Source organism: Streptomyces sp. NPDC088194 (assembly GCF_040702025.1).
Taxonomy (GTDB): domain Bacteria; phylum Actinomycetota; class Actinomycetes; order Streptomycetales; family Streptomycetaceae; genus Actinacidiphila.
This window is the reverse complement of record NZ_JBFBIV010000021.1, coordinates 100375-117785: the sequence shown is the minus strand read 5'-3', so window position 1 is coordinate 117785 and position 17411 is coordinate 100375. Positions and strand designations below refer to the sequence as shown.

The 17411-nt window shown below is 71.4% G+C and carries 15 protein-coding genes; 6 read left to right on the top strand and 9 right to left on the bottom strand.

The window, feature by feature from the left end:
* Positions 1-64 precede the first annotated feature (64 nt).
* The 6 genes from AB0399_RS14410 to AB0399_RS14385 form a co-directional block, all read right to left on the bottom strand.
* Positions 65-1210 carry a M48 family metalloprotease gene (locus AB0399_RS14410; protein WP_329365818.1) on the bottom strand — a complete coding sequence of 382 codons (1146 nt, stop codon included), beginning with the start codon at positions 1208-1210 and terminating at the stop codon, positions 65-67.
* 36 nt (positions 1211-1246) lie between these two features.
* Positions 1247-1738, bottom strand: coding sequence for a Pycsar system effector family protein (locus AB0399_RS14405; RefSeq protein WP_329365816.1), 492 nt, complete (start codon positions 1736-1738; stop codon positions 1247-1249).
* Positions 1735-2877 (bottom strand): PE-PGRS family protein, encoded by a 1143-nt coding sequence (locus tag AB0399_RS14400; protein WP_366411466.1) that lies wholly within the window; start codon positions 2875-2877, stop codon positions 1735-1737. The genes AB0399_RS14405 and AB0399_RS14400 overlap by 4 nt, the downstream gene beginning before the upstream one ends.
* A gap of 132 nt (positions 2878-3009) precedes the next feature.
* Positions 3010-5121, bottom strand: coding sequence for a hypothetical protein (locus AB0399_RS14395; RefSeq protein ID WP_366411465.1), 2112 nt, complete (start codon positions 5119-5121; stop codon positions 3010-3012).
* Positions 5118-6014 carry a hypothetical protein gene (locus AB0399_RS14390; protein WP_366411464.1) on the bottom strand — a complete coding sequence of 299 codons (897 nt, stop codon included), beginning with the start codon at positions 6012-6014 and terminating at the stop codon, positions 5118-5120. The genes AB0399_RS14395 and AB0399_RS14390 overlap by 4 nt, the downstream gene beginning before the upstream one ends.
* A gap of 184 nt (positions 6015-6198) precedes the next feature.
* Positions 6199-6933, bottom strand: coding sequence for a Crp/Fnr family transcriptional regulator (locus AB0399_RS14385; RefSeq protein WP_366411463.1), 735 nt, complete (start codon positions 6931-6933; stop codon positions 6199-6201).
* A gap of 362 nt (positions 6934-7295) precedes the next feature.
* Between AB0399_RS14385 and rpsL the strand changes: the two genes are divergently transcribed.
* From rpsL to tuf, 4 genes are all read left to right on the top strand, one after another.
* Entirely contained in the window at positions 7296-7667 is a 372-nt protein-coding gene (rpsL, locus tag AB0399_RS14380) for a 30S ribosomal protein S12 (RefSeq protein ID WP_014144289.1), read from the top strand.
* 2 nt (positions 7668-7669) lie between these two features.
* Positions 7670-8140 (top strand): 30S ribosomal protein S7, encoded by a 471-nt coding sequence (rpsG, locus tag AB0399_RS14375; protein WP_073492360.1) that lies wholly within the window; start codon positions 7670-7672, stop codon positions 8138-8140.
* A 38-nt stretch (positions 8141-8178) separates the two neighbouring features.
* On the top strand, positions 8179-10308 hold the full coding sequence (gene fusA, locus AB0399_RS14370; RefSeq protein ID WP_329365808.1) for an elongation factor G: 2130 nt from the start codon (positions 8179-8181) through the stop codon (positions 10306-10308).
* 150 nt (positions 10309-10458) lie between these two features.
* Complete coding sequence (gene tuf, locus AB0399_RS14365) at positions 10459-11652, top strand: elongation factor Tu (RefSeq protein ID WP_329365806.1); 1194 nt, start codon at positions 10459-10461, stop codon at positions 11650-11652.
* Positions 11653-11728: 76 nt separating this feature from the next.
* Here tuf and AB0399_RS14360 read toward each other — a convergent pair whose 3' ends face one another.
* The 3 genes from AB0399_RS14360 to AB0399_RS14350 form a co-directional block, all read right to left on the bottom strand.
* Positions 11729-13528, bottom strand: coding sequence for a hypothetical protein (locus tag AB0399_RS14360; protein WP_366411462.1), 1800 nt, complete (start codon positions 13526-13528; stop codon positions 11729-11731).
* Entirely contained in the window at positions 13525-14232 is a 708-nt protein-coding gene (locus tag AB0399_RS14355; protein ID WP_329365802.1) for an ABC transporter ATP-binding protein, read from the bottom strand. Before AB0399_RS14355 ends, AB0399_RS14360 begins: the two co-directional genes overlap by 4 nt.
* 218 nt (positions 14233-14450) lie before the next feature.
* Complete coding sequence (locus tag AB0399_RS14350; protein ID WP_366411461.1) at positions 14451-15878, bottom strand: ricin-type beta-trefoil lectin domain protein; 1428 nt, start codon at positions 15876-15878, stop codon at positions 14451-14453.
* A 561-nt stretch (positions 15879-16439) separates the two neighbouring features.
* On the opposite strand from AB0399_RS14350, the gene rpsJ reads away from it, so the two are divergent.
* Together rpsJ and rplC are read left to right on the top strand one after the other, a co-directional pair.
* Positions 16440-16748 (top strand): 30S ribosomal protein S10, encoded by a 309-nt coding sequence (rpsJ, locus tag AB0399_RS14345; protein ID WP_014144312.1) that lies wholly within the window; start codon positions 16440-16442, stop codon positions 16746-16748.
* A 14-nt stretch (positions 16749-16762) separates the two neighbouring features.
* A complete protein-coding gene (gene rplC / locus AB0399_RS14340) occupies positions 16763-17407 on the top strand; it encodes a 50S ribosomal protein L3 (RefSeq protein ID WP_103886919.1) in 645 nt (214 codons plus the stop codon).
* Positions 17408-17411: the final 4 nt, after the last annotated feature.

The following is a 17411-nucleotide window of genomic DNA, read 5'->3' as shown; positions in this document are numbered from 1 at the left end:
GGCCCCGTCCAGCGGTCCCCTGACGCGGGCCGCCCCCCCCCCTCGCGCGGCGCCCCGGCGCCGATCAGCGGGCGGGCTCCAGGTAGGGCCGCAGGTGGTGCAGCCGGGTGTGGTAGTCGGGGTGCGAGGACAGCAGCCTGGTGAGCAGACCGCCTTCCGTGGTCGCGGCCGTCGCGCCGTGTGCCGGCAGGGCGAGGGTTGCGGTGCGGGGGTCCCGACGGCTCTGCGACTGCATGGTCTGGAGGACCTCCGCGAGCATCGGCCCGAAACCCAGCGCTGCCGCGTGCTGGTCGGCGCGCAGCTCGGCGCGGCGGCCGACGGCCGCCAGCAGGTACGGGGCCACCAGCAGCGGGAGCACGACGAACCAGTACGACACGGCGAGCGCCACCACGAACCCGGCCGCCATGATCAGCAGCAGGAACGTCAGGCAGCCGTTGACCCGCCGGAAGAAGCGCGCCACCGCGCGGACCGCGGCCCAGGCCAGCCGGCCCGGCGTCGCGTACCACTGGCCGAGCAGCGACGACCAGGCGTGACCGCCGGTGTGGTGGCTGAGCTCGTGGGCCAGCACGGCCGCGAGCTGGCCGTCGGGCAGGGTGAGGGAGAAGCGGGTGACGCCCACGATGTGGCCCGCCGCCGAGAGGGCGTTGAGGTCGTCGCGGTCCTCGACCCACAGGTGGTACGCGCGGCCCTCGACGCCGGCCAGCGCGGCCACCTTGCGCCACTGCGGCTCCAGCCGGTGCCACTCCGACGGGGTCGGATAGCGCAGTCCCAGCAGGTGGCGGGCGATGAAGCTCTCGGTCGGCGGGTGGAAGACCAGGGCCCCTGAGGCCAGCCAGGCGGCCACGATCACCCAGTCCGCGCGGGGGAGGACCGCGTGCGCGATGCCGGCGACGAGGATCAGGCTCACCAGGAAGCTCGGCAGGTGGAGGAGGAGCTGGCCCAGCGCGGTGGCGTCCGCCCCGCGCTGCCGCCTGGTGAGGTGCACCCGCCCCGGCGCGGCACCGGCCGTCCACGGTTGCTGCTGCCGCGGAAACGGTGGAACGACGGGTCCGGGGGGTGGCGCGGCCGTGGTGGTGGCCGTGGAGGGCCGTGGTGGCAGGCCGCCGGGGTAGGGAGGCGGCGATGGCCGGGCGCCCGTGGGGTAGCGCGGCGGCATGGATGGACCGCGGCTGTCGGGCGGGTCGTCGTCGGTGGCGGACGGGGTGGTCATGCGATGTGCCTTCCGATCGGGCGTCGCGGGTGTCGGTCAGCCGAGGAGCAGGGCGCTGGGCAGCAGCACCGCGCCCGCGGCATAGGCGATCAGCCCCACACGTATCCAGGTGTGCTTGGTGCCGACGATGCGGCTGGTGGCGGAGAGGGCGTCGATCAGGCCCGCGTCCGCGGCGGCGTCGGTGTCCGCCAGCGCGCGCGGCAGCACGTCCTGGGCGACCGCCCGCCGGATGTCGTCGAAGTAGGTCAGCGGGCGGCCCGGGGCCCACAGGTCGCTGCCGTAGCGGGGTGTGATCGCCAGCAGCAGGGCCAGCAGGCAGCCGGCGAGCGACGCGATACCGGACCACCACAGGAACTGGTCCGCGGTCGCCAGCCGGGTCGGCGTCCAGCCGTGGGCCGCCAGCAGCGCGCCGACCAGGCCCGCGGTCATGCTCAGCGCACCGAGCAGGACCGATGCCTTGTTGTCGGCGTGGGAGATCTCGGAGCGCAGCTCGGCGAGTAATCGTTGGCCCGCGGTGGCGCTGCTCACGACTCGCCCGTTTCCGGCTCGTTCGGGCCGCTGGGTCCACTCGGCTCGCTGGACCCATGGGGCCCGCTGGGCGGTGGTGCGTCGTGGGGTCGGGTCCACGGCAGCACGCCGGGCATGGGCGGCGGGGCCTTGGTGGCGCCCGGCAGATTGCGGGTGAGCACCTCTTCGATGATCTGGGCGGCGTGCTTGTTCATGTCCTCACGCTGGTACTCCTCCAGGCCGGCGCTCTTGAGCACGTCCAGGGCGACGTTCACCTGGCTCTGGATGAGGGCGAGCTGGTCCTGGCGCAGGCTCTCCATCACCAGCCGGGAGTCCTCCGGGTGCTGGGCGAGGTGGAACGCCCAGGACCGCACGCCCTCCTGCTGGAGGTAGTACTGGTAGAACTCGATCTTCTCCGCTTCCAGGCTCTGGCGTTCGATCTCCCCGCGCCCCTTGAGCATCGCCAGCTCGTGTTCCTGCTCGGCCTGAGCCGTCGTGCGTTCCGCCTGGAGCCGGTCCTCGCGCATCGCGAGCGCGTGCGAGGCGCTGAGCTTCTCGTCCGCGTAGCGCGTCTGGCGAAGCTCGCGCTGGTGTGCCAGCGCGTCGTCGTCCACGTGCAGGCGCAGCATCCAGTCCACCCGCAGCCCGGCATCGCCGCCCAGCGGCCCGGCCGTCTCGACGGCGCGCCGCACGGCCTGTTCGGCGGCTGAGGAGCGGTCGATCGGCAGTGCCCGGGTGTGCGGGCGGGCGAGTTCTTCGAAGCGCCGTTCCAGCAGCGTCGGCACGTGGCGCTCGCCGCTGGCGACGAAGAGGTCGGGCCGGACGACCTGCCAGCTCAGCTCCAGTTCCGCGGTGAAGTGGAAGGCGTCGTTGTCGCTCGGCAGGCGCAGCGAGGACGCGCAGCGGTGGATGCCCACGTCCACCTCGTACACGGCGGAGTACCGCTTGGTGGCCATCTCCGAGCGGGTCGGCCGGTGCGGTGGCATGAAGACGTCGTAGCCGCCCTTGCCGGTGGTGAACACCAGGGCGTTGTCGATCCGGCTGTAGAGCTTGCGGTACTCGAATCGGGCGAGTTGGCGCACCACCAGGACCGGGTCGGACAGATCGCTGTGTCGGTCGGCGCCCTGGTCCCAGTCCGGGGGGCGGCGGAAGTCCGCCATGGTTCGTCGCTCCTTGTCGTCGCGGGTGGCGAGGTGTCGGGATGTCGCGGGGGTCGGCGTGCCGTGCGCGGTCTTCGTCGTCGTTCGCCGGTGCCGTCGTGCCGTCGTGCCGTCGTGCCGTGCGCTGCCGTGCTACAGGGCGGCGAGCAGCCTGCCCGCCACCTGCGGCGGTTGCCCGCCGTGCGGTGCCGGCAGCGTGCGCAGCAGGTGACTGAGGCGCTTGCGGTCGTCGGCGGTCACCGCGATCGCCGGGAGCAGGCCCAGCAGCGCGGACTCCACTGTCGGGTCGGTGTCGGCCTGATGGACCCAGCGGCGAAGCGCCTGCAACGCGTCGCCGGTGTACGACAGGTCGCCGAGGGCGGCGCGCCACAGCGCCGAGAGGTGCCGGTCGTCCGCCGTGCCGCCCGACGCCGCCGCTTCGGCGTGCCAGCGCAGGAGGAGCAGGTCGTCGGTGTGCTCGCAGGCGAGGACGAACGCACGAAGCGTGACCCGGCGTACCGGTGGCTTGTCGTGGACCAGTTCGGCCAGTTCGGAGAGCACCCGGCTGCGGGTGTCGGCCGCCGGCGCGGTGAGCAGCAGGGCGATCGACTCGGCGATCTGCTCGGCCTCCTCGTCGTCGCCCTCGGCCCGGGCCGCGTCCGCGAGCGCTTCCAGCGCCTCTTCGGGCATCTCCGCACCCACGAGCGCGTACGCGCGGATCGCCGTCCACCGCAGCCGCTCGTCGGGCTGCTCCCGGTCGCACCAGGCCCGCAGGATGCTGGGCACGTTGGGGGCGCCCAGGCTGTGGGCGAGGGCGAGGGTGTTGGCCGCGACGAGGCAGAAGCGGTACCGCCTGGCACCGGCCCAGCCGTGCACGAGGAGCGCCATCGCCGAGGGCAGGTCGGCGTAGGTCAGCACCGCCGCGGTCACCGCGGCGCGGGTACGGACCAGTGGACGGCCGTCGTCCGCGAGCCGGCGCAGCCAGTGGATCAGGGCGGGCCGGGCGGACGGGTAGCTGGTCCACACCTCGCGCAGGAGCACGATCGCGGCCAGCGGCTCCTCGAAGCGGGCCTTGTACTGGCTGACCGGGCCCCACTCGGTGTGCTCCATCTCTTCGTAGCCGCGCGCGCGGGCCAGGCGCAACCGCTTGGTGATGGAGGTGCCGAAGACCGGGATCAGCGGCCGGACACCGGGGTGTTCGGTCCGCTGGAGAGCCGCGTGCAGCTCGTCGCTCAGCTCTGCGGCCAGGGCATAGGGGGCCTCGTCGAAGGCGGCGAGCGCGATCAGGAACGCCTTGTCGCGCAGCGGGGTCTCCTCGTCCCCGAACCACTCCTGCACCTGGTCGGTCACGGCAGCGGCCTGGAAGGAGCCCAGTGTCTGCTCGGTCAACTCGCCGCGGGCGTAGGCCGCCAGTGCCTCCGCGAACCTGGCGGCCTCCCGAAGCTGGTGGTGGCCGTGGGCGACGAAGTCCTGGGCGGGCTCCAGCGCGAGCAGCATCCGCTCGCGCTGCGCGTCGCCGACACGCCGAGCCAGGTGGGCTCGCAGGACGGCATCCGGAGCGGGCGGCTGCCAGGGCATCGGCCGGACCCCGGACAGCGAAGCCGCCAGGCCGATCGTGACCACGAGATAGGCGTCCTCCTTCACCAACTCCTCCCGGACACCGAGCAGATCGATGTCCCGCAGCGGATGGTCCCGGTCGGTGGTCAGGTCGCACAGCAGGTATCCGCGGGCACCCGCGCCCAGTTCGTCCTTGAGCGCCGTGGGCCGGGTCTTCGGGTCGAGCGCGCGGACGGGAGCCGCGCCCAGCGTGTGCAGCAGCATGAGCGCGGCGCTGCGGCGGCCGGTGTAGGGGGCGCCGGACAGCACGAGCACGCGATCGTCGCGCAACCGGGCCAGGGCGGCGTCGACGTGTTCGGTGTCGGCGACGAACACCTCGGCCAGTTCGGCCAGTTCGGACGGCGGGAGCTCGCCGGAGGTGTGGGTGGAGGAGCCGAGGCGGAAGTGGTTCTCGACCTTGCTGCCCATGATCAGGTCGCCGTGCAGCCGGCCGCCGGTCATCCCGATCTGGTCGCCGGCGGTGAGTCCGCCGCCGAACGCGGTCGGGGCGTGCAAGTACAGCTCGCGGCGGGCGACCCAGGGGTCCTGCGGGCGGTCGTCCTCCTCGGCGGGCTGGTCCTCGCCGGCCTCCTGCTCGTCAACCGGCGGCTCTTCCGGCTGCGGCTCTTCCGGTGGGTCCGGCCGATCCTTGGCGTGCGGCTCGCTCATCGGCGCTCGCCGCCGGAGTCCCGGTGGACGCTGCCCATGATCACGTCGCCGGTGACCTGGCCACCGCTCACGCCGATCTGGTCACCCGCGACCTGGCCGCCGCCGAAGGTCTGGGAGCCGCCGTCGAAGGTGAAATGGACGCCGACGTCAGCGGCCTGGGGGCGCCGCCGGGGCTGTGGCTGCGCCTGTTCCCCCGGTTCCGCCCGTTCCCCCGGGCTCACCCGTTCCTCCGGCAGCGCCGGCTCCCCCCGCGCCCCCGAGCGCTCCCTCCCCACACCGGCGGCGTCGCGGTCGCCGCCGTGCCCGCCGGGCACCGGTCCGTACAGCCAGGCGTTCAGCCGGTCGTCCTTCACCGCCACGGCGACGCGATGGAACTCCTCCTTGGCCAGGCCCCGATGGCCGTGCCGGACCACCCCCTCGTAGACCGGCGCCGAGACGCACAGCACGCAGTCGGCCGTCTCCCGCTGCCGTAGTGCCTCCCGCAGGACGTCGGCGTCGAGCAGCCGGCACGCCTGGTTGAGGTCGTGGCCGACGAGACCGCCGACCGTGCTGCCCTGCGGATCGTGCGCCACCTCGCCGGAGGCCAGCACGATGCGCAGCCGCATCTGGGTGCTGCTGGCGGCGAAGCGGTTGTAGGCGCGAAGCGCGTCGGGTGTCTCCTTCAGCAGCGCGCGCAGCAGCCGGGCCTTCGAGACGTCGCCGCTGATCAGGATGATCAGCCCGTCGCCGCGGTCCTCGCGGTACTGCTGGGTGCGCTCCACCCCGGCCGCGGCGAGGCTGTCCGCCACGACGCTGTCGAGGCCGCGCCGCAGGAACGCCTGCTCCATGTCGTCCCGCCGGCTGAAGCGCTCGATGTCGAAGAGCAGGATGGTGCGGTTCACGGGTTCGGTCATGGCCGCCTCTCACGAACTCGACTGTGCGTGCCGACTCTCCCGCACCGCACTGACAGTCGGGAGGGACGCCGACACAGACGATCTGTGACCGAGTGCACACAACGGGGCTCCGGCCTGTGGCAGCCGCCGTCCGCTGCTCGCCGAGACCGACTACTCGCCGAGACCGACTACTCGCCGCGGCCGACTACTCGCCGCGGCCGATCCGGCGCAGTTGTTCCGGCCGGACGATGATCAGACTGCGGCGGCTGGTGCGGACGATGCCGCGCTGGCGCAGGTCCTTGAGCAGCCGCGCGACGGCCTCGCGGGAGGCCCCCACCGAACCCGCCAGATCGTGCTGGCTCAGGCCGGTGGTCAGCCGCAGCCCTTCCGGTACCTGCGTGCCGTGGGTGCGGGCCAGTTCCAGCAGCAGTATGGCCAGCCGCTCCCGTACCCCGAGGGCGCCGAACTCCACCCGCCGGCGGTCGCTGGCCCGGGTGCGGTCGGCGGTGAGGCCCAGGAGCTTCAGGGCGATGGCGGGTGAGGCGGCCAACTGGGCCAGGAACCGGTCGCGTTCGACGGTGACCGCGTTGACCTCCTCCAGCGCGGTCACGGTCGCCGAGCGTGGCCGCCCGCTGACCGCGGACGCCTCGCCCACGATGTCGCCGGGGCCGCGGAGGGCGAGCAGCGCCTGGTATCCGTTGACCGCGGAGCGCGTGACCTTGGTCCAGCCGGTGAGCACCAGCAGCACATGGGCGGCCGGCTCGTCCTGGTGGACGAGGGTCGATCGCGCGGGGTAGACGAGCGGGCGGCCGAGGGCCAGCAGCGCGACGCGGTCGTCCTGCTCCAGGCGGGCCAGGAAGGGAATCCGGTCGTCCAGCGTGCTGGGCTGCTCCGCCCAGCCGGGAGAGGTGCTTCGGCCGGCGTCACCGGTGACAGTCATGAGCGAAGCTCCCCCGAATCGCGGCGGTACGAGGCCGCAGCACCCTAGCGCAGCGCGCGGCCCCGGGGAGCGGAACGGCGTCGGCGGGCGGCCGGTGGAAGCCGCCTCCACCAGGGTCAAGGGGTGAGGTGCATTTGTTTTGACCGTAGCCGATGCGGTAGGTACGCTCTCATCTTGTGCCTGGGGTGTGCCCGGGTCCTTGTGCGTGCCATGTGACCGGACGAGGACACCGAGGCCGCGGCGCCCGACCAAACGCACTTTCCGTTCCTTCGGATACGTGCGGGGTCCGCGACACACCCGACCGCGTGGGTCGGTCCCCAGGTTAGTTTTATCGAGATCGGCACACAGAAACCGGAGAAACGGTGCCTACGATCCAGCAGCTGGTCCGAAAGGGCCGGCAGGACAAGGTCGAGAAGAACAAGACGCCCGCGCTGAAGGGTTCGCCCCAGCGCCGCGGCGTCTGCACGCGTGTGTACACGACCACCCCGAAGAAGCCGAACTCGGCTCTCCGTAAGGTCGCGCGTGTCCGTCTGACCAGCGGTATCGAGGTCACTGCCTACATCCCGGGCGAGGGCCACAACCTTCAGGAGCACTCCATCGTGCTCGTGCGCGGCGGCCGTGTGAAGGACCTGCCGGGTGTTCGCTACAAGATCATCCGCGGTTCGCTCGACACGCAGGGCGTGAAGAACCGCAAGCAGGCCCGCAGCCGCTACGGCGCCAAGAAGGAGAAGTAAGCATGCCTCGTAAGGGCCCCGCCCCGAAGCGCCCGGTCATCATCGACCCGGTTTACGGCTCCCCGCTGGTGACCTCGCTGGTCAACAAGATCCTCCTGCACGGGAAGCGCTCCACCGCCGAGCGCATCGTGTACGGCGCTCTCGAGGGCGTGCGCGAGAAGGCCGGCGCCGACCCGGTCATCACGCTCAAGCGCGCTCTGGAGAACATCAAGCCGACCCTTGAGGTCAAGTCCCGCCGCGTCGGCGGCGCGACCTACCAGGTGCCGGTCGAGGTCCGTCCGGGCCGCCAGAACACGCTGGCGCTGCGCTGGATGGTCGGGTACTCCCGCGCCCGTCGCGAGAAGACCATGACCGAGCGACTGATGAACGAGATCCTCGACGCCAGCAATGGCCTCGGCGCCTCCGTGAAGCGCCGCGAGGACACGCACAAGATGGCCGAGTCCAACAAGGCCTTCGCGCACTACCGCTGGTAGTCACCACCCCCATCGAAACCGAGAGAAGACTGAGCCACATGGCCACCACTTCGCTTGACCTGGCCAAGGTCCGCAACATCGGGATCATGGCCCACATCGACGCGGGCAAGACGACGACCACCGAGCGGATTCTGTTCTACACCGGTGTCTCCTACAAGATCGGTGAAGTCCACGACGGCGCTGCCACCATGGACTGGATGGAGCAGGAGCAGGAGCGCGGCATCACCATCACGTCGGCCGCGACGACCTGTCACTGGCCGCTCGACGATGTCGACCACACCATCAACATCATCGACACCCCCGGCCACGTCGACTTCACCGTCGAGGTGGAGCGTTCGCTGCGCGTCCTCGACGGCGCCGTGACCGTGTTCGACGGTGTCGCCGGTGTGGAGCCGCAGTCCGAGACGGTCTGGCGTCAGGCCGACCGTTACGGCGTGCCCCGCATCTGCTTCGTCAACAAGCTCGACCGCACCGGCGCGGAGTTCCACCGCTGCGTCGACATGATCGTGGACCGCCTCGGCGCGGTGCCGCTGGTCATGCAGCTTCCGATCGGCGCGGAGGCCGACTTCAAGGGCGTGGTCGACCTCGTCCAGATGAAGGCCCTGGTCTGGTCGCTCGAAGCGACCAAGGGCGAGATGTACGACGTCGTCGACATCCCGGACACGCACGTCGAGGCGGCCGAGGAGTGGCACGGCAAGCTGCTCGAGGCTGTCGCCGAGCACGACGACGAGATGATGGAGCTGTACCTGGAGGGCCAGGAGCCCACCCAGGAGCAGCTGATGGCGGCCATCCGCCGGATCACGCTCGCCTCCAAGGGCAGCGCGGACTCGGTCACCGTCACCCCCGTGTTCTGCGGCACCGCGTTCAAGAACAAGGGCGTGCAGCCCCTGCTCGACGCGGTCGTGCGCTACCTCCCGTCGCCGCTGGACGTCGAGGCCATCGAGGGCCACGCCGTCGGTGACGCCGACGAGATCATCAAGCGCAAGCCGTCGGACGACGAGCCGTTCTCCGGTCTCGCGTTCAAGATCATGAGCGACCCGCACCTGGGCAAGCTCACCTTCGTCCGGGTCTACTCGGGCCGCCTGGTGTCGGGTACAGCGGTGCTGAACTCGGTCAAGGGCAAGAAGGAGCGCATCGGCAAGATCTACCGCATGCACGCGAACAAGCGTGAGGAGATCGAGTCGGTGGGCGCCGGCGACATCATCGCCGTGATGGGTCTGAAGCAGACCACCACCGGTGAGACGCTGTGCGACGACAAGAACCCGGTGATCCTGGAGTCGATGGACTTCCCGGCGCCGGTGATCGAGGTCGCGATCGAGCCCAAGTCCAAGGGCGACCAGGAGAAGCTGGGTGTCGCCATCCAGCGGCTCTCGGAGGAGGACCCCTCCTTCCAGGTCCACTCGGACGAGGAGACCGGCCAGACCATCATCGGCGGCATGGGCGAACTGCACCTCGAGGTGCTGGTCGACCGGATGCGGCGCGAGTTCCGGGTCGAGGCCAACGTCGGCAAGCCGCAGGTCGCGTATCGCGAGACCATTCGCAAGACGGTCGAGCGCATCGACTACACCCACAAGAAGCAGACCGGTGGTACCGGTCAGTTCGCCAAGGTGCAGATCATGCTGGAGCCGCTGGAAGGCGGCGACGCGACCTACGAGTTCGTCAACAAGGTCACCGGTGGCCGCATCCCCCGCGAGTACATCCCCTCGGTGGACGCGGGTGCGCAGGAGGCCATGAAGTTCGGCATCCTGGCCGGCTACGAGATGGTGGGCGTCCGCGTCACCCTGCTCGACGGCGGCTACCACGAGGTCGACTCCTCCGAGCTGGCGTTCAAGATCGCCGGTTCGCAGGCGTTCAAGGAGGGTGCCCGCAAGGCGAGCCCCGTGCTTCTCGAACCGATGATGGCCGTCGAGGTCACCACCCCCGAGGACTACATGGGCGACGTCATCGGCGACCTCAACTCCCGCCGTGGCCAGATCCAGGCCATGGAGGAGCGCAGCAGCGCCCGGGTCGTCAAGGGCCTGGTTCCGCTGTCGGAGATGTTCGGCTACGTCGGTGACCTGCGGTCCAAGACCTCGGGCCGGGCCAGCTACTCCATGCAGTTCGACTCCTACGCCGAGGTTCCGCGGAACGTCGCAGAGGAGATCATCGCGAAGGCCAAGGGCGAGTAGTACCCCTCGGTACCTCGTTTAGGCTTGACAGCAGGCTTTCGGGGTGTTTCCGGCACAATGTGTCGGAAACGCCCCCGGGTCGGCATTCCAGCAAAGATCACCTGGCGCCGATGAACCAAGGCGTACAGATCCACTCCCAGGAGGACCCCAGTGGCGAAGGCGAAGTTCGAGCGGACTAAGCCGCACGTCAACATCGGCACCATCGGTCACATCGACCACGGTAAGACCACGCTTACCGCGGCGATTACCAAGGTGCTGCACGACGCGTACCCGGAACTCAACGAGGCTTCGGCCTTCGACCAGATCGACAAGGCTCCTGAGGAGCGCCAGCGCGGTATCACCATCTCGATCGCGCACGTCGAGTACCAGACCGAGTCGCGTCACTACGCGCACGTCGACTGCCCCGGTCACGCGGACTACATCAAGAACATGATCACCGGTGCCGCGCAGATGGACGGCGCGATCCTGGTGGTCGCCGCGACCGACGGCCCGATGCCGCAGACCAAGGAGCACGTGCTGCTGGCCCGCCAGGTCGGCGTGCCGTACATCGTGGTGGCCCTGAACAAGGCCGACATGGTGGACGACGAGGAGATCCTGGAGCTCGTCGAGCTCGAGGTGCGCGAGCTGCTCTCCGAGTACGAGTTCCCGGGCGACGACCTGCCGGTCGTGCGCGTCTCCGCGCTCAAGGCCCTCGAGGGCGACAAGGAGTGGGGCGAGAAGCTGCTCGGCCTGATGAAGGCCGTCGACGAGTCGATCCCCACCCCCGAGCGTGACGTCGAGAAGCCGTTCCTGATGCCGATCGAGGACGTCTTCACGATCACCGGTCGTGGCACCGTCGTCACCGGTCGTATCGAGCGCGGTGTGCTCAAGGTCAACGAGACCGTGGACATCATCGGCATCAAGACCGAGAAGACCACCACCACGGTCACCGGCATCGAGATGTTCCGCAAGCTGCTCGACGAGGGCCAGGCCGGTGAGAACGTCGGTCTGCTGCTTCGCGGCATCAAGCGCGAGGACGTCGAGCGCGGCCAGGTCATCATCAAGCCGGGCACGGTCACCCCGCACACCGAGTTCGAGGCGCAGGCGTACATCCTGTCCAAGGACGAGGGCGGCCGCCACACGCCGTTCTTCAACAACTACCGCCCGCAGTTCTACTTCCGTACCACGGACGTGACCGGCGTGGTGACCCTCCCCGAGGGCACCGAGATGGTCATGCCGGGCGACAACACCGCCATGACGGTCTCGCTGATCCAGCCGGTCGCCATGGAGGAGGGCCTGAAGTTCGCCATCCGTGAGGGTGGTCGTACGGTGGGCGCCGGCCAGGTCACCAAGATCAACAAGTAAGTCCTGCGGGCTCGTCGAGCCGTAGCCGAGGTGCCCCACTCCGCTTGGAGTGGGGCACCTTCTTGCGTGCGGAGGGTCAGCGCAGGAGCTTGTTCGCTGCCGCGCTCGCCGCGTAGGCGATGGCCGCCGTGAGGAGCACCGTGACCGTCAGCACGGTGGCGGGGGCGCCGTGGGAGAGCGTGAGCGCCAGCACGGTCACCGCGACGAGCGGCCCGGCCGCGTACCACGCGAGGTAGATGAGGGGCCCGGGGGAGCCGATGGGGGAGCCGCCGCCGAGGAACATGAGCTGGGTGCGGGCGGGGCCGCGGCAGGCGCCGTAGAGCGCGGCGGCGGTGAACGGGAAGGCGCACAGCGGCAGGTAGAGCAGGGCGATCGGGGCGCCGTGCAGCGCGAAGGGCACCGCGGCGAGCAGGCCGAGGACCGCGCCCACGACGGCCGGCACGATGCCGTGCTGCAGCATGAGGCCGCGCAGTCGGTACGGCGACCAGGCCGCGCGGCGCAGGTCGTCGGTCTCGACCCGGGCGGACTCGGCGAGCGCGCCGACCGCGAGGTAGCCGCAGACCAGGCCGACCACCAGGCCGACCGGCCGCCGCTCGCCGCCGAGGTCGGCGCCGAGCCCGGCCGCGGTCGCGGCGGCGGCCGTCCACAGCACGGCCCGGCCGACCCGGCCGGGCGCGCGCAGCAGCGTCAGGGCGTCGCGCCAGACGACGGCGAGGTGCCGGGCCCAGCGCCCGCGCGGGGGCGGCAGCCGGACCATGCGGGTGGCGTCACCGCCGCCGGCCTCCAGCAGGGCGAGCTTGGCGGCGCGCAGTTCGAGCGACCAGGCGACCGAGGCGACGGTGGTGGCGGTGGCGGCCCTGGCCCGCAGTTGCCCGGTCGGTACGGCGGCGGCCTCGCGGTGGGCGAGCACGACCGCGGCGGCGGTGGCGGCCAGCAGCAGCGCCAGGGCGGCCGGCCAGCCCGGCACGCTGCCGCCGCAGGCGCGGACCACCGGCTGGGCGGCCCAGCCCCACGGCCCCGACCACAACTCGACCCACTCCAGCGGCCGGACCCGGTGCCCGGAGCCGGCCAGCCCGGTCTGCGCGCCGAGCGCGGCCAGCAGCAGGACGGCGGGCGCGGTCCAGCGCCGTACGGTCCTGGCGCGGTCCGGGCGGCGCTCCACGGCCATGCCGAAGGCGACCGCGAGCAGGGGCAGGCAGACGGCGGCGGGCAGCGCGGCCGGCAGGGCCTCGCCGATGGACGCCTGGCCGGTGACGCGCAGCGCCACCGCCCCCGCGACGCCGCCGAGCACGCCGGGGATCAGCGCGAGCCCGGCGGAGAGCCGGAACCAGGGCCGCAGCACCGCCGCGCGCCGCACCGGCTGCGCCAGCAGCCAGCCCACGGCCGGGCCGGGCAGCACCACCGGGCCGCGCCACAGCGCGTCGCGGGCCGAGACCAGGAACAGCAGCAGGCTCAGCGCGGTGAACAGGGCGGGCAGGCCGCGGGTCAGACCGGCGCCGAAACCGCCGTAGTCCGTCCCTTCGTCGAGGCCGCGCAGGAAGTGCACGGCCAGCCCGCTGCCGTAGCCGACGACGGCGAGCAGCACGGAGTAGAGCAGCACCGCCAGGTCGCGGCCCTGCCGGCGGCGGTGGGCCTTGCGCTTGGTCCGCAGCCAGGCGAGCGTCTCGGTGGTGCGGTCGTCGTCGGCCTCGCTCCAGCCGCCGGAAGCGTACGTGTCGGGGTCGTCGGCTGCCGGGTCGTCGGGTGCGAGCTCGCCGGGTACGGGGCTGTCGGGTACGGGGCTGTCGGGCGCGGGGCTGTCGGTCATGTCGGCGTCGTGGTCCGCGAGTCCGGGCCCCTCGGGGGTGTCCGCCGAGGCGCGGCTGCTGCCGGTCATGCGCCCGCGCCGAGCTGCCGCAGCACGTCGGCCGGCGGGCCCTGGGCGGCGACCCGGCCGTCCTCCAGGGCGACCAGGTGGTCGGCGACCGCCTCGGCCAGCTCGGCCTGGTGGGTGGCGAGCAGCACCGCCACGCCGCTCTCCTTCTCGGCGACCAGCAGTTCGGCCAGCCGCTGCCGGGCGTCGGGGTCGAGCCGCTGCTCGGGCTCGTCCAGGACCAGCAGGTCCCGCGGGCGGACCAGCGCGGCGGCCAGCAGCAGGGACTGCATCTGGCCGGAGGACAGGGCGCCGGGCAGCGCGTCCGCGTGGTCGGACAGCCGGCGGTCGGCGAGCACCTGGTCGATCCAGCCGGCCGCGTCGTCGACGGCGTGCGCGACCGTCACCAGTTCCAGGTGCTCGCGCACGGTGAGGTCGGGGTAGCAGGCCACGGTGTCACCGACCACGGCGACCCGGGCGCGTACCTCCGGGTCGTCCTCGCTGATCGGCCGCCCGGCGAAGAGCGCCTGGCCGCTGGTGGGGGCGTCGCGGCCGGACGCGATCCGCAGCAGCGTCGACTTGCCCGACCCGTTGTGCCCGAACAGCGCGGTGCACTTCCCGGCGGTCACATCCAGGTCCAGCGGCAGCAGCGCCTGCCGCTTCCCGTAGTTCCTGCTGACCTTCCGCAGCCGCAGCAGGGCACCCGAACCCTGGGCCTTCACCGCCATCGCGGCCTCCCTGCACTAGGTGGATTCCCGTGACCCTAGTACGGCCGGCTGCGCAGGCGGCGGGGCGTGTCAGTTTCGCGACCGGCCGCCCCCGGTGCGGAGCGGTCGCCCGGCGAGCGCCGGACCGGGCATCGGTGCGGGCCGGTGCCGGTCACGGCCCGACACCCACAGCGGTGTGCCGAGGACGCCGGTCGCATGTCGCCGGGCCTTCCGCACCCTCACGGTTTGGCCCGGACCCACTTCTGGTTGGAGGTGCCGGCGCAGTCCGCCAACTGCAACTTGGTCCCGTTGCCGGTTCCCTTGTTGACCGCGGCCACGCACTTGTTGGCGAGGATGCTCACCAGATCGCCGCCCGTGGTGGTGTTGAGGGTCCACACCTGGGCCGGGCCGCCGTTGCAGTTGGCCAGCTGGACCGTGGTGCCGGCGGCCGTGTTCGCGTTGGCGACGTCCATGCACAGTCCCAGCGAGTGGATGGTGCCCCGGTAGTCGGCCTTCCCGTCCAGGACGAAGGTCCACTGCTGCCAGGCGGCGCCGCTACAGTCCCACAGCTCCAGCGGCTTGCCGTCCTTGCCCCCCGGCGCGACGCCGTCCGTCACCGTGATGCACCGGTGGGAGCCCTGGCCGACCAGCTCGACGGCCGAACTCCCGCTGGCGGGCGGCGTCGTGTGCTTGGGGCCGCTGCCGCTCCCACCGCTGCTTCCGCCGCCGTGGCCCCCACCGCTGCTGCTACCGCCGCTGCCGCCTCCGCCGCTGGTGCCGCCGCCTCCGCGGGCCGGGGTGTCCTGCGGGGTGGTGGGCACCGCCGCACTCGGGGTGGTGGCGGCCGGCTGCGGCGGCGCGGGCGCGGAACTCGGGCTGGGGAGCACACTCGCGGTGCTCTGCTGGACGAGTGGCGTGGCCCGGCTGCTGAGGGCGGGCGCATGGGTGAACCAGAGCGCGACGCCGACGATGACGAGCCCCAGGCAGAGGGTGAGGGCGGTGAAGAGCCAGCGGGGCAGGACGCCGCGCTGGACGTAGGCGCCGTCCACGGTCAGCGGGCTGACCCCCGAGCGGGACACCGACAGCCGGTACGGCCGGTTCTGCTTGGCGCCGATCCAGATGATCTGGCGGGGCTTCAACGTGGCGGCGACGAAGGCCGCTCGGCCCGGCTCGATACGGACGTTGGACGGGACGATCTCGTAGCCGAGCTGGTCGCCGTTGTCCTCGCCGTTCACGGAGGCGGTGAGGGCGGTGTTGCCGAGGTTGTCGACAGCCAGCTTGGGCCGTCCCCGGAAGCGCCCCTTGACGGTGTGCGGGACGAGTTCCGCGCGCACCTCGACGAACGGCGTCACCGTGATGTTGCCCTCGGGGACGGTGGTCGCCTCGGGCTGCTCGGACGGGGTGATCTGCACGGCGTAGGGGTGCGGCCCGGCGGTGGCGTCGGGGGTGCGGGGCGGCGCGACCGTGAGCTCGACCGTGCCCGTGGTGCCCGGGTAGAGGCGGAGGGTCGCCGGCTCGGCGGTGATGTAGGGCGCGAGGTCACCGACGACGGTGAAGCGGTACTCGTCGACGACGTCGCCGGTGTTGCGGATGCGAAGGCGCACGGCCGCGGTGCTGCCCGCGTCGACAGTCGTGGACGGGGGCTCCAGGGAAGTCCATAGGCTCACCTTGGAAAGTTACCCGGGCGGGCGGGTATCGGGACAGAGCGCCAATAGGCCACGATTCGCGCCTCAAAGCGCCTGCCGCGCGCCCCTGTTGACCGCCGCCCGCGCGGGCGGGGCGGACACCGGCGAGGCGACGGCCCCGCGCGGGCGGTCATCGGGACCTGTCCGGACCCGCCCCGCCCAGGTTTGGGTGTTCCGGGCCACGGGGTAAGCTACCCGGCTCGATTGGCGTCCGGTGCGTCCGGTATGGCAGACTACCCAAGTTGCTCGGTCGAGCGCCGATGTTGCGCGCCTCCCGTCGGGAGGACCGGAAGCGAGTCCCACAGTACTCGTCGTCCTTATCTGCCCTCCGGGCAGCGCTGGGGCGGACGTACGGGAATCTTCCGGGAAGTGTCAACGCGGCTCCGATCAGGCATCCGGTGGGTGAGATCTCCCACGCAAATCCCTGGTGCAGGGCCTTTCCGCATGCGGAAAGTCATGTGCGAGAGACGCGACACGCCCGACCGCGTGGGTCGGACAAGCGGATGCCAGAGCGTAAAAAGAGACAAGGACTACGGAGTAGCCATGGCGGGACAGAAGATCCGCATCCGGCTCAAGGCCTACGACCACGAGGTCATCGACTCTTCGGCGAAGAAGATCGTCGAGACGGTGACCCGTACTGGTGCGCAGGTCGCGGGCCCGGTGCCGCTGCCCACTGAGAAGAACGTGTACTGCGTCATCAAGTCGCCGCACAAGTACAAGGACTCGCGCGAGCACTTCGAGATGCGCACGCACAAGCGCCTGATCGACATCCTCGACCCGACGCCCAAGACCGTTGACTCGTTGATGCGCCTGGACCTGCCGGCCGGCGTCGACATCGAGATCAAGCTCTGAGAGGCGCGGAGAAGATGACCAAGCAGATCAAGGGCATCCTGGGCGAGAAGCTCGGCATGACCCAGGTCTGGGACGAGAACAACCGTGTCGTCCCGGTGACCGTGGTCAAGGCCGGCCCGAACGTTGTGACCCAGGTGCGTACGAACGACGCCGACGGCTACGAGTCGGTCCAGCTCGCCTTCGGCGAGATCGACCCGCGCAAGGTGAACAAGCCCCTCAAGGGCCACTTCGCCAAGGCCGACGTCACCCCGCGCCGCCACCTCGTGGAGCTGCGCACGGCCGACGCCGCCGAGTACACCCTCGGCCAGGAGATCACCGCCGAGGTGTTCGAGGCCGGTGTCAAGGTCGACGTGACCGGCAAGAGCAAGGGCAAGGGCTTCGCCGGTGTCATGAAGCGCCACAACTTCAAGGGCCTCGGCGCCGGCCACGGTGTCCAGCGCAAGCACCGCTCTCCCGGCTCCATCGGTGGCTGCGCCACCCCGGGCCGCGTGTTCAAGGGTCTGCGTATGGCGGGCCGCATGGGCAACGAGCGGGTCACCACCCAGAACCTGACCGTTCACGCCGTTGACGCGGAGAAGGGCCTGCTGCTCATCAAGGGCGCGGTTCCCGGTCCGAACGGCGGCCTCGTCCTGGTCCGCAGCGCGGCCAAGGGGGCCTGAAGGA